The organism is Cyanobacterium sp. (genome assembly GCF_054166785.1).
On sequence record NZ_JBSZCP010000053.1, the window covers coordinates 30,265 to 44,093 of the forward strand.

Consider the following 13,829-nt stretch of genomic DNA (forward strand, 5'->3'; position numbering starts at 1 on the left):
ATCTTTTTCCACTATTAACAATCTAGTACAAAAATATCTAATTTTATTTTTTTAGAAGTATTTTATATTAATAATTAAAGATTTTATTACTCTTATTTACACATATATAATTGATCTATAAAGTGACAGGAGAATCCACATAGATAGTAGGCTCTTGCATGGCAAAATTGATTCCATGGGTAGTAAGTTGTTGAGAGATATTATCGTTGGCTAACTCTAGTAACCTCTTTCTAAGTTTGATAGAGCTTTCATTGGAGCCTAAAATAAAAAATGTTACCCTTGCTCTGGTTTGTTGTTGATTTTCTGGTAAAAATAGAGCTACCTTGGTGCTATCAGGGTCAATTCCAAATAAAGCGTTAGTACATTTTTTTACCACGTCTTTTACTAGGGCTTCTTCGCTATCTTCAAGGGTTTTGACAAAATCAAGATAAAGCAATACCATTACTTTTTTCCCTCTGGTGACGTTTTCTATTTCAATATTTGCCATCATCGAATTAGGTAGTATCATCAATGTACCTTTACCAGGTAGTCTAATTTTTGTTGACCTTAAGCCGATAGATTCTACTCTGCCGTATAATCCACTATTGAGCCTGATATACTCTCCTACAATAAAAGGACGATCTAAATATATTACACAAGTACCTAACAATTGTTCGAGGGTTTTTTGGGCAGCAAAGGCGATGGCAACGCCCCCTAAACCCACACTAGCTAACAAACCCACAAGGTTAATATCTAATCGTCGGGCAAAGGCTAGTACCGCAATAAAACCAATTAAAACATTAATAATGGTTTCCATTACTAACAATAATTCATCTACTTCTTTACCTAATTTCTGAATTAAATTAATACCATAAATGATGATAATTTGCCTAAATAAACGGGATGCTAACCAAGCAATAATGATAATTAAACTTAGATCAATGATAAATTCTAGTAAGCTATATAGTCCTTCGTAGCTACGAATAAAGTTGAGGGATAATGACCATAAAATTAATGTTCCTGCTAAACGAAAAAGACTTTGTAAAGGATCAATGATGCCCTGATAAAATTCTGTTAATGGTTTCTGGGCAAATTTAGAAATAATTACCTTGACATAAAATGGGGTATATCTACCCACAAAAAAGGATATTAATAGAAAAAAAAGAAAAAAACCAAATTCATAAATAAAGTTTACAAAAATTTGATAACCTTCTTGACGTTGTAAAAATTCTAGGATGTTGATAATATTTTCCATTCTCAAAATTATGATTAAATAGTAATAGGAGAATCTACATTAATAGTCTCATCTTCAATGGTAAAATCAATACCATAATTCTTTAGTTGTAAAGTAACATTTGCTTTGGCAATGTCTAATAATTGAGTACGTAAATCCATAGAAACTCTCTCGGAACCAAGGAGAAAAAAGCTCACCTGTGCTTGAGTAAATAATTTATTTTTGCCCTGATTTATTTCTTCAAATTTTACCCCTGTATTTCTTGGATCAATGCCAAAAACATCTTTGGTACTATCAATAATTATCTGTCTAATTAATGCTCTTTCATCCTCATCGAGGGGAGTATAAAAGGTAAAATAAACTAGAGAAATAATTTTTTTTGCCCCTGTATAGTTTTCTATGTTGGCTTGGGTTAATGAGCTATTGGGAATGATCATCAATGTTCCTTTTCCTGATAGTCTGATTTTTGTTGACCTTAATCCGATAGATTCTACCCTGCCAAATACTCCTTCGGGTAAGCCGATATAGTCATCGATACTAAATGGTCTATCTAAATAGATTACGATGCCTCCGAGTAATTGTTCGAGGGTTTTTTGGGCGGCAAAGGCGATCGCCAATCCCCCTATGCCTAAACTAGCTAAAAGACCGAATAAATTAATTTTATGAACCTGAGAAAATATGAAAATTATTAGCAAAACAATGATAGTATTAGCTAAAAATTTACCAACAATTAAAAACTCACTATTTATTTTTTTGTCACTTTTAAGAGCGGCATTAAGTAAATATTTATCAAATAAAATTCTAAACCATTTCGTAATGAGCCAAATAGTCAAAAAAGATATGGCTAAACTTAAAAATATTTCGCTAGTTTTAATTAATGTAGGTTCTTCATTTACTAATATATAAATATCTAATAATCCTAAAAACCAGAGTAAAACAACTAAATTAAAATCAGGTTGAATTACATCTTGATAAAAGCTATTACCATCGGTACTTACAAACTTACTACTTATGAATGTTCCTAATTTTTGTAAATAGATAGTAATCACGAATATAGTAATAATAATAGTAGCTAACAGTCCTATTTGTAGGGCAGGATCAGCTTTTAAAAATGTCTCGATCATGTTATTGGATACTGTGTTTAAATCAAGTTAATATTAACATTAACTATTCTCAAAGTCAGGTTTTAAGCCACAGTTTCACTACCACCTACCCTATAAATTTTTTGCACGGCTAATGGCTAAGGTTCAATAAATTAAATGAAAGTTGATTATGATACTAACCAACTTCCTTATATCAGGGAAAAAAATTAGAAAGTAACAACACTACGGATAGATTTTCCCTCGTGCATCAAGTCAAAGGCTTTGTTAATGTCTTCTACGGGCATTACATGGGTGATTAAGTCATCGATGTTAATTTTTCCTTCCATGTACCAGTCCACAATTTTCGGTACATCGGTACGTCCTTTTGCTCCCCCAAAAGCCGAACCTTTCCAGACTCTGCCTGTGACTAATTGAAATGGGCGAGTGCTGATTTCTTGTCCTGCCCCTGCCACACCGATAATGACGGATACCCCCCAACCTTTATGACAACATTCGAGCGCTTGACGCATTACTTTTGTGTTGCCGATACACTCAAAGCTATAGTCAGCACCACCTTTGGTTAAATCTACCAGATAGGGTACTAAATCTCCCTCTACTTCTTTGGGATTAACAAAATGAGTCATGCCAAATTTTTGGGCGATCGCACTTTTTTCGGGATTTATGTCAACTCCCACAATCATATTAGCCCCCACCATACGACAGGCTTGGATAACATTTAAACCGATGCCCCCCAAACCAAATACCACCACATTTGAGCCGGGTTCAACTTTTGCCGTATTGATTACCGCACCAACCCCCGTTGTCACCCCACAACCGATATAACAGACTTTCTCGAAAGGGGCATCAGGACGGATTTTAGCGAGGGCAATTTCAGGCACTACGGTGTAATTTGCAAAAGTAGAAGTACCCATATAGTGGTGTAACTTCTTGCCATTAAGGGAGAATCGGCTAGTGCCATCGGGCATCAAACCTTGTCCTTGGGTGATACGGATAGCCTGACATAGGTTAGTTTTAAAACTGAGACAATAATCACACTCTCGACACTCCGGCACATATAACGGAATGACGTGATCCCCCACTTTTAGGCTCTTGACACCCTCTCCCACTTCCACAACAACCCCCGCCCCCTCATGACCAAGAATAGTGGGGAATAAGCCTTCAGGATCCATACCAGAAAGGGTATAAGCATCGGTATGACATACCCCCGTGGCCTTAATTTCTACTAATACTTCTCCTGCCTTTGGACCTTCTAATTCTACAGTGTCAATTACTAACGGTTCTTTTGCATTAAGGGCGATCGCAGCTTTTACTTTCATATTATCAATTTATGTTCAATAGTACACATAATAGAATAACAATTAGCAATTAATAACTAGCAATGGAAAATAGACAATTATTCTTTTTACTCATTACTCCTTACTCATTACTCCTTACTCCTTACTCATTACTCCTTACTCCTTACTAAACCTGGATGCGATCGCGCGTTTTTATATCAACATTTCTCTCAATAAAATCAATAATCTTATCCGCCACATCAACCCCCGTTGCTTTCTCAATGCCTTCTAGCCCCGGGGAAGAATTAACCTCCATCACCACAGGCCCATGGTTAGAACGTAATAAATCCACCCCTGCAACCCGTAAACCCATGGCCTTAGCCGAGCGAATCGCCGTGCTTCTTTCCTCCGGAGTCAGTTTGATTTTTTCCGCCTTACCCCCTCGATGTAAATTAGAACGAAAATCCCCCTCCGGGCCTTGTCTTTTCATAGCTGCCACCACCTTATTTCCTACCACAAAACAACGAATATCAGCACCCTTTGCCTCTTTAATAAACTCCTGCACCAAAATATTGGCATTCAAACCCCGAAAAGCCTGAATTACCGACCTTGCAGCCTGATCAGTTTCCGCTAAAACCACCCCAATGCCCTGAGTGCCTTCCAACAACTTAATCACCAACGGCGCACCCCCCACCGTCTCAATCAATCCATCAATATCTTCCGTATCATGGGCAAAACCAGTTACAGGTAAGCCAATACCCTCCCTAGCCAAAATTTGTACACAACGCAGTTTATCCCGAGAGCGAGAAATTGCCTGAGATTCATTGGCACTAAAAACCCCCATCACCTCAAACTGTCTTACCACCGATAAACCATAAAAAGTTCGAGAAGCACCAATACGAGGAATAATAGCATCAAAATTCTCCAACGGCTTACCCCCATAAACCACAGAGGGACTATGGGAAGTAATATTCATATAACAACGAAGGAAATTAACCACCCTCACTTGATGTCCTCGTTTTTCTCCTGCTTCCCTTAATCTTCTTGTAGAATAAAGACTACTATCTTGAGATAGAATCGCAATTTTCATTTTGTCTATTGGTAAGATGTTCTTGTTTATTTTTTCTGATCTTTCGTCCGTTGTCCATTGATCAATACAATCTAAATATAAATAACAATCAATATCGACTTCAGTGTAAAGTTTAACGGTAAAAAAATAGTATCGCCACTGCTAATCATAATATACCGTTAATAATTTTGTTTAAAATTAATAAGAATTTTATTTTTATTCGCATTATAATTTTTATTTTTCGTCATATCCATGAAATTTAAGAATTAGTTTTCAATGAAGTTAAATTTTTGCTACGGATACCAATTAAACCTAAATAAGTTTCGTCTATAATAAAGTAAATGCAAATCAAATATATTTTGTTTTCCTAATATCTTAAAAGTAACTTGTAATAAGCAGTTAATTTCGTTTGTTGTAACTATTTTATTTACTATTTCATACTTGAAGATTTATCACCCTAAATATTTAGTAGTTATTATCATTTATTCATGATTAGTAATTATGTAGAAAAAATAGTTTATTTTACTAATGGTTTTCAATCTGAAAGCCATGCTTATAAAGACAATAACCTTTAATACTTAAGAATATGTAGTTTATGGTAAGTAGTGTGAGAGAAAATTATTTTTACAATTTTATTAAGGCTCATATCTAAATTTTGATTACTATTTAGAATCCATCGGCTCTTTTCTAGTAAAGTTTTATGGTAATATTGATTTGGATAAAAATTGTTATCTATTATGCAATATCAGCATTATTGCCTCTACATTGCCACAAAAAATTAAGGCTATTTTATTATATTTATTAGGGGAGTTTTATGGTAGCTATAAACAGTCAGATCTCATCTTACGAAGAAGCGACACAAGCCATTGCACGGGATTTGATCCAAGCCACGAGAAAGAAGGGCAACATTTTTAATCAGCTCAAAGAGCAGATGCAGTTTGATGATAAATTGATGGGGTGGACCATGAGTAACCCCGGTTTAAGGGTTCAGTTGTTTCGCTTCATTGATGCGTTACCTGCATTACAAAGTAAGCCAGAAATTGCTCGACATTTTCAACAATATCTAACCACGGAAGAGGTGGAGTTACCCGACGCTCTTAAGGGGATTCTTAATTTTAGTGATCCTAATTCTCCCCCTGCTCAAATTGCCTCGGCAACCATTACGAAGGCGGTGGAAACCCTTGCTTATAAGTATATTTCGGGGGAAACCATCAAGGAGGTAATTAAGGCAGTGGAGAGGATGCGTAAGGAGAAAATGGGCTTTACCATCGACTTGTTGGGGGAGGCGGTTATAACCGAAATTGAGGCGGAGTCTTACCTACAAAGTTATCTTGAGTTAATTACCCAGTTAAGCAATCAGGCTCAAAAATGGTCAACTATTCCCGAAATTGATACCGCTGATGGGGAAAATTTGGCGAAGGTGCAGGTTTCCGTCAAATTAACAGCTTTTTACTCTCAGTTTGATCCCATTGACCCAGAAGGTAGTAAAGTTAAGGTGTGCGATCGCATTCGTACCCTGCTTAGACACGCCAAGGAAAAGGGTGCAGCGGTACATTTTGATATGGAACAATACGCCTATAAGGATGTTACCATCTCTATTTTACAGGAATTATTGATGGAGGAGGAGTTTCGCTCTCGTACTGATATTGGGGTGACAATTCAGGGCTATTTAAGAGATTCGGAAGCGGATTTACAAAGCTGGATTGAGTGGGCAAAAAAACGAGGCAATCCCATCACCATCAGGTTAGTAAAAGGAGCATACTGGGATCAAGAAACCATCAAATCTCAGCAAAATCATTGGCAACAGCCCGTATTTAACGATAAACCCGAAACAGATATTAATTACGAGAATTTAATTCATCTTCTCCTCGAAAATCATCAATATTTGTACGGTGCGATCGCCTCTCACAATGTTAGAACCCAAGCCAGTGCGATCGCCATTGCCGAAACCCTAAACATACCTAAACGCAGATTTGAATGTCAGATACTTTATGGTATGGGAGAAAACCTCGCCAAAGCCATTGTAAAAAGAGGACATCGAGTGAGGGTATATGCCCCCTACGGTAAACTTTTACCCGGTATGGCTTACCTTATCCGCCGTTTACTCGAAAATACCGCAAATAGCTCCTTTCTACGGCAAAATTCCGAAGAAAAACCCATCGAGGAATTAATCGCCCCCCCCACAAATCATCTTAAAGAAGAAAATGAGCAAGTCCCCCTTATAGAAAGGGAAAAAGAGATCCCCCCAACCCCCCTTAATAAGGGGGGCTTCCATGCGGCCCCAGATACAGACTATGGAAGAGAAAGCAACCTAGTAAAAGCCAGACAAGCCCTCACCATCGTTAATAATCAACTGGGCAAAACCTATCTACCTTTGATTAACGGGGAATATGTAGAAACCGAAGAATATATCACTTCCGTTAACCCCTCCAATCCCTCTCAAATAGTCGGTAAAATCGGCTTAATGTCCGTTACTCAGGCCGATGAAGCCATGAAGAGTGCCAAGGAAGCCTTCAAGACTTGGAGCAAAACCAGTGCCACCCACAGAGCGGAAATTTTACGCAAAGCCGCCGATATTATGGAACAAAAACGCCATGAATTAACCGCTTGGATGTGTTTTGAAGTGGGTAAAATTGTTAAAGAAGGTGATCCTGAAGTGTCAGAGGCGATCGATTTTTGTCGTTACTATGCCTCGGAAATGGAACGCCTAGAGCAGGGTTATAACTACGATGTGGCAGGGGAAAATGACCGTTATTTTTATCAACCCAAAGGCATCGCCCTGATTATTTCCCCTTGGAATTTCCCCTTTGCCATTGCTACAGGGATGACAGTGGCGGCTTTAGCGGCGGGTAACTGTGCCTTACTCAAACCTGCGGCCACCAGTACGGTAATTGGGGCAAAAATTGCCGAAATTTTGATAGAAGCAGGGATTCCTAAAGGGGTATTTCAATATATACCTGGTAAAGGTTCGGTGGTAGGAGATTATTTAGTAAAACATCCTGACATACACTTAATCGCCTTCACAGGTTCAAGGGAAGTAGGCTGTAAAATCTATGCTGATGCGGCCGTATTGCAACCCAAACAAAAACACCTCAAAAAAGTGATTGCGGAAATGGGTGGTAAAAATGCCATTGTCATCGATGAAAGCGCTGATTTAGATCAAGGGGTGGCAGGGGTTGTCCAGTCGGCTTTTGGTTTTAGTGGTCAAAAATGCTCGGCTTGTAGTCGGGTAATCGTCTTAAATACGGTCTATGATGCTTTTGTGGAGCGTTTAATCGAGGCGGTAAAATCTCTTAATGTAGGAGATGCAAAAAACCCTAGCACCAAGATTGGCCCAGTGGTTGATGCTTCTGCCCAAGCTCGTATTTTGGAATATATCGAGAAGGGTAAAGAGCAAGGCACTTTGGCGATACAGGTAGAAGCGCCCGAGCAGGGCTATTTTGTCCCTCCCACTGTTTTCACTGATATTACAGAGGATGCGGTAATTGCTCAGGAGGAAATTTTTGGTCCTGTATTGGCGGTAATTAAAGCGAATGATTTTGATCATGCGCTAGCCATTGCCAATGGTACTGATTACGCCCTCACGGGGGGTTTATATTCCCGTACTCCTGCCCACATTGACAGGGCTTATAAGGAGTTTGAGGTGGGTAATCTATATATTAACAGGGGCATCACAGGGGCGATCGTTGCCCGTCAACCCTTCGGCGGTTTTAAACTCTCTGGGGTAGGCTCAAAAGCTGGAGGTCCTGATTATCTCTTACAATTCTTAGAACCTCGGGTAGTCACGGAAAATATCCAAAGACAAGGTTTTGCACCCATCGAAGGCGCTGATAATTAACCATTAATAAATTGCTTGAATAAAAATACCTCGCTCTTTTGGGGCGAGGAAAATCATCCTGTTTAACTTAAATGGCGATCGCTATTTATGGGTGGAAATATTGAGCTTAATTTGTCGCTCTAGGCTCAATGGTGGCAACGATATTGACTTTATTAATACCGTCAATGGATTTTAGTAGTGGTTGAATCCGTTGCATTTGCTCTTGAGTTTCCAAATTCCCAGATATAGTCACATCACTATTATTTACCTCAACTTTTAATTGATTATTTCCTAAATCGCTCTGAAACTTTCTGACAATCTCATTTTTGAGATCACCATCACTTTTTGCTCTGACTGGATTATTCCCCATTAACTCAGGTCTTGAGTTATTTTGAGTGGGATTTGCTGTGGAAGGCGGATTATTAGTTTCTGTGGGGGTTTGATTAGACTCTGAAGGAGTAACGGTGATGTTATTATTCGTTGTTGTTGTGGTCGGAGGATTATTATTATTTGCTTCTGGTGGTACTTGGGTTGGGGCCTCGGAATTTGTCACCACAGGCACCTCTACAGGGGTTACTTGGATAACTTCTTTTTCTACAATGGTTGTGGGTTCTGGATCAGGATTGGATCTTTCCGTGGGAGTCACCCCCACAGGGACGGGTTCAGGATTACTATCATTTAAAAAGTAAACTACTCCTGCTATTAAGGCAACTACCGTAGTGACAATGACACCAATAAGTAAACCCTTAGAGGTATTTTTATCGGCTCTATCAATTTGAGCCACGGCGTTATCCACTCGTGTATCTTCAATGTGGGCATCCACCAATCGATTCTCAATCAAGTCTTTTTGATCTGAGTGAAAATTACCGTTAGCGTCGGTATATTCTGTATAAACGTTCCCTTGAGCGTCTTTATATTCAGTGTGCATATTTCCCTCAGAGTCTGTGTATTCACGATATATTACTCTGGGAACTTTTTTCCCGTCTCTGATATTCATAATTAATTATTTTTATTATTTTTTAGTGTGTTTTATTAAAGGTTTATTTATATATAATTAAATAAGAAAATAAACCAAGAAAATCTATTATTTAAGTGTTTTGTTAAATATGATGTCTTTTATTGGGGTTTTGACATCTATATAAAGGGTGATCGTTGATTTATCGAAACAATCGAAATTATTAATTTACTTCACAAAATTAAAGAGTTTTAGCTGTTATTTTTACTCTATCTTTGATACTCATAATGTATTCCTTTTGAAGATTGGATTGATTAAATTTGAGAATCACTTAGTTGAGTCAGTTTAACAACTTTGCGTCTGTCTTCATCATAGATGGTTATTTTTTTATTTAACGAATTAGTTTACTTAAGATACAAATCTTAATATTTATAACTCCAAAATAGGATAAAAATAATGATTAAAATTTAGAAACAAAATTCTTTTCTTTATATTAATTTATAATCAATTCGCAAAAATAAACCATCTATTTTATAATATTTATTTAAGAGGCTATGGTAATTCTTCCTTCTAAATAACAAACTATTTATTTGTCTTAGAGTTACCGCTTTCCTCTCCTTTTATTTTTTTCAAAGAAAACAAAATTTCGTAATTTTAAACGGCAGGAAAGAAAGTTTTTATTAAATTTACTCAATCAATGTCCAAGTTTAGTCGAGGATGTTTTTAGGCATAAGTTCAATCCTCAATCCATAAACCAACAAGGGGTTTTAACCCCCTGCCTAAGATAGTTTATTTTAGTTTTTCAATGAATTCAATAATACCGCTGACGCTTTCGGGGAAAATAACCACTAAGCCGTCGGGTTTTACTTTATTTAACCCTGTTTCGAGCGCTTCCATTTCATCGATGATGACGTTGTAGCTGGCTTCAGGATTTTCAGCGAGGATGCCTTTCACGATTAAGTCGGCCACTTCTCCTTCTTCTCTGCCCCGTTTATCATGATCTTCTTTGACGATGATATGGTCAAAGGTTTGGGCGGCAATTTTACCGAGTAGCATCAAGTCTTCATCTCGTCTGTCCCCAGGCCCACCAATGACCCCGAGGCGATCGCCCTGCCAATTTTTAACAAAAGCTCCCACAGCCTCATAACCAGCGGGATTATGGGCATAGTCCACCAATACAGAATGATCTTTTAGTTCAAATAAATTCATCCTACCGGGGGTTTGGGCAGAGCCAGGGTTAAAGGTGCGTACCCCTTGACGAATCAACTCAATATCTACCCCATTAACAAAGGCGGCTAAACTAGCGGCTAAAGCATTGGCAATCATAAACGGTGCCATACCCTTCATGGTGACGGGGATATTTTCTGCTTTTTCGATGCGTAATGTCCATTCCCCTTCAAAAATGGATAAATAACCGTTTTCATAGATAGCGGCGATGCCATCCCGACGAAGATGATCCACAATAATGGGGTTATGTTTATCCATGGAAAAATAAGCCACTTTACCCTTAACATTTTTTGCCATTTCCGCCACTAAAGGATCATCAGCATTGAGTACGGCATAACCATCGGGGTTAACGGTTTCGGCAATAATACCTTTTACCTTCGCCATTTGCTCGATGGTGTCAATGTCTCCTAAGCCGAGGTGATCTGCTGCCACATTTAAAACTACCCCCACATCGCAGCTATCAAAAGCTAACCCAGAGCGAAGCATTCCCCCCCGAGCGCACTCTAAAACCGCTACTTCTACGGTGGGATCTTTCAAAATTACCCCTGCACTCAAAGGGCCTGTATTGTCACCTTTTTCCACCATATAATCCCCTAGGTAGATACCATCGGTGCTGGTGTAACCCACGACCTTTCCTGTTTGTCGATAAAGATGGGCTAGGAGGCGGGTGGTGGTGGTTTTCCCATTAGTACCTGTGACGGCGAGAATGGGTATTCTGGTGGGATGGTTATCTGGATAGAGCATATCTATTACGGGGGCGGCTACGTTGCGGGGTAAACCCTGGGAGGGGGCAACGTGCATCCTAAAACCGGGGGCAGCGTTCACTTCCACAATCACTCCATCCACTTCATCTAGGGGTTTGGTGATGTCGGGGGTGACCATGTCTATGCCTGCGATGTCGAGACCAATAATTTTGGCGGCTCGTTCGGCTATCCAAATATTTTTGGGGTGAATGTCATCGGTGCGATCGATGGCTATACCCCCTGTACTAAGGTTTGCGGTGGCTTTTAGGTAGGCTCTTTCCCCTTGTTTTAAAACCGTATCCATTTCAAAACCTTGTCTTTTGAGGACACTTAGGGAGGTGCGATCTACACTAATGCGGGTTAAAATATTGTCGTGACCATCTCCCCGATTAGGATCTAGGTTGGTTTGTTGGATCAATTCTTCGATGGTAGATCTGCCATCACCCATTACATGGGCTGGTACTCTTTCCGACACAGCAATTAATTTACCGTTAATGACCAAAACACGATGATCGTTGCCTTGATAATATTTTTCTACAATTACCGAGCGAGTTTTTGAGGCGGCTACCGCTAAATCATAAGCATCCTCGGCATCTTGGCGAGTGTTAATGTCGATGGTAATTCCTCGACCATGGTTGCCATCTAGGGGTTTGATTACGATGGGATAACCCCCCACATCTTGGACAGCGTCAGCCAGTTCATCTAAATAATAAATCACTGTACCCCGAGGAACGGGAATCCCTGCATCGGCTAAGATGGTTTTTGTTCCTTCCTTATCACAGGCTAACTCTACCCCCAAAATATTGGAATTTTCAGTAAGGGTGGCTTGAATACGTCTTTGATTTACTCCATAACCTAATTGCACCATGGAACGAGAACTTAACATCATCCAAGGTATAGAGCGGGTTTCGGCTTCTTTGATGATGGTTTCAGTGGATGGGCCAAGGGCGGATGTGGCTCTTAGATCATTTAAATCGGCTACATCTTGGGCTAATTCTTGGGGAGGATAGCTACCATTTTCGATGATAGCGTTACAGAGTCGAACGGCGGCTCTACCTGCATAACGACCAGCTTCTTCATAGACATATTCAAAAACTACGTTATAAACTCCGGGGGTGCTGGTTTCTCTGGTGCGTCCAAAACCGACGGGCATCCCGGCTAGTTCTTGCAATTCCAGGGCAATGTGTTCGACGATATGCCCCATATAAGTACCTTCTTTGACCCTTTCGAGGAAGCCACCACGATGATCTCGGGAACAGAAATGCTCGATTAAGCTAGGGAGAGTTTCCACTAATCCTTCATAAAAGCCCGGTATTTCGTTAGATGGTTTTTCCGCTATGTTTTCTAAGTCGAGACGCATTTGAATGAGTTTTGTCCGACGAATGCTCCAATAATTTGGACCCCTTAAGGTTTGTGTTTTGAGGATTTTCATGCTGTTTCTGATTTTAGACGCTACTGGGTTTGAGAGCCATTTTTAAGTGTCTCGTTTTTGATTGACTTTTTACTGTTCAAGGTGAACATTATTTTATTTTTTGAGGATAATTAATATTTTATTAATGGAAATATACTATTAATCATCGCTGGCGGCGGTGGGTTGATGGGTTTTACGATTATAGCGATCGCCATGGCACAATATATGAATCCGCAGATTATGAAGGGCAAGGGGTGATTCGGCATCTACTTTTACCTGATTAGTATAACTCATGGCTTGGGCATCAATGATGGTTACGGTGCCTTTACCTACTACTTCTAAGTGATCATCGGCGGTAAATAGGGCGCAGGTATCTTCGTCAATGCCTATTCCAATTCTTTCGGGATGGTTGGAAAGGGCGCTGAGTAGTCTTGCCATGCGATTACGATTATGGAAATGCTGATCGACAATAATTTCGGGAATAAAACCTAAACCCATGGCCATATCCACTAAGGCACGGTTAGGAGATTCTCCACTGCTACCCCCTGCAATCATATGATGTCCCATGACTGCTGCCCCCGCACTGGTCCCTCCGAGGGTGATTTCTCCTAGTTTTACCCTTTGGCGAATGCGCTCCATGAGAGGGGTATCGGAGAGCAAACCGCACAGTCTAAGTTGATCGCCCCCCGTCATGAATACGGCGGTACATTGTTCTACATATTCTTGATAATATTTATCTTCTCCCTGAATGCGATCGCGCACATCCAAGACTTTCATATCCTTTACTCCCATGTCACGAAAAATGGATAGATAGCGATCGCCAATAATAGTAGGTTCTCGTGAAGCGGAGGGTATAATGGCGATGATGGCATCGGCGCCCCCGGCACAACGCCAAAAGGTTTGTAATATTTCTCGTCCATGTACTTTGTCTTCGGCACCTCCAATTACTAGCACTGAACTTCTCTGATATTGCTTCATGTTAATTCCTACTTGATTCTTTTGCTAAAATTACGTCAA

The 13,829-nt window shown here is 39.6% G+C and carries 8 protein-coding genes; 1 reads left to right on the forward strand and 7 read right to left on the reverse strand.

Annotation, left to right across the window (positions count from 1 at the left end; genetic code table 11):
* Positions 1-115 precede the first annotated feature (115 nt).
* From ACXITR_RS10840 to rimK, 4 genes are all read right to left on the reverse strand, one after another.
* The gene (locus ACXITR_RS10840) at positions 116-1,234 is read right to left on the reverse strand and encodes a mechanosensitive ion channel family protein (protein ID WP_457997236.1); all 1,119 of its coding nucleotides are present in this window, start codon (positions 1,232-1,234) and stop codon (positions 116-118) included.
* A 14-nt stretch (positions 1,235-1,248) separates the two neighbouring features.
* Complete coding sequence (locus ACXITR_RS10845; protein WP_457997237.1) at positions 1,249-2,337, reverse strand: mechanosensitive ion channel family protein; 1,089 nt, start codon at positions 2,335-2,337, stop codon at positions 1,249-1,251.
* Positions 2,338-2,522: 185 nt separating this feature from the next.
* A complete protein-coding gene (locus ACXITR_RS10850) occupies positions 2,523-3,632 on the reverse strand; it encodes an S-(hydroxymethyl)glutathione dehydrogenase/class III alcohol dehydrogenase (RefSeq protein WP_457997238.1) in 1,110 nt (369 codons plus the stop codon).
* A 145-nt stretch (positions 3,633-3,777) separates the two neighbouring features.
* Positions 3,778-4,680: a 30S ribosomal protein S6--L-glutamate ligase gene (gene rimK, locus ACXITR_RS10855; RefSeq protein ID WP_457997239.1), complete on the reverse strand. Its 903-nt coding sequence runs from the start codon at positions 4,678-4,680 to the stop codon at positions 3,778-3,780.
* Between the two features lie 793 nt (positions 4,681-5,473).
* On the opposite strand from rimK, the gene pruA reads away from it, so the two are divergent.
* Positions 5,474-8,497 carry an L-glutamate gamma-semialdehyde dehydrogenase gene (pruA, locus tag ACXITR_RS10860; protein ID WP_457997240.1) on the forward strand — a complete coding sequence of 1,008 codons (3,024 nt, stop codon included), beginning with the start codon at positions 5,474-5,476 and terminating at the stop codon, positions 8,495-8,497.
* A 106-nt stretch (positions 8,498-8,603) separates the two neighbouring features.
* On the opposite strand, the gene ACXITR_RS10865 is transcribed toward pruA, so the two are convergent.
* The 3 genes from ACXITR_RS10865 to ACXITR_RS10875 form a co-directional block, all read right to left on the reverse strand.
* Positions 8,604-9,473 carry a BON domain-containing protein gene (locus tag ACXITR_RS10865; RefSeq protein ID WP_457997241.1) on the reverse strand — a complete coding sequence of 290 codons (870 nt, stop codon included), beginning with the start codon at positions 9,471-9,473 and terminating at the stop codon, positions 8,604-8,606.
* A gap of 747 nt (positions 9,474-10,220) precedes the next feature.
* Entirely contained in the window at positions 10,221-12,833 is a 2,613-nt protein-coding gene (cphA, locus tag ACXITR_RS10870; RefSeq protein ID WP_457997242.1) for a cyanophycin synthetase, read from the reverse strand.
* Positions 12,834-12,971: 138 nt separating this feature from the next.
* On the reverse strand, positions 12,972-13,790 hold the full coding sequence (locus ACXITR_RS10875) for a cyanophycinase (RefSeq protein WP_457997243.1): 819 nt from the start codon (positions 13,788-13,790) through the stop codon (positions 12,972-12,974).
* Positions 13,791-13,829: the final 39 nt, after the last annotated feature.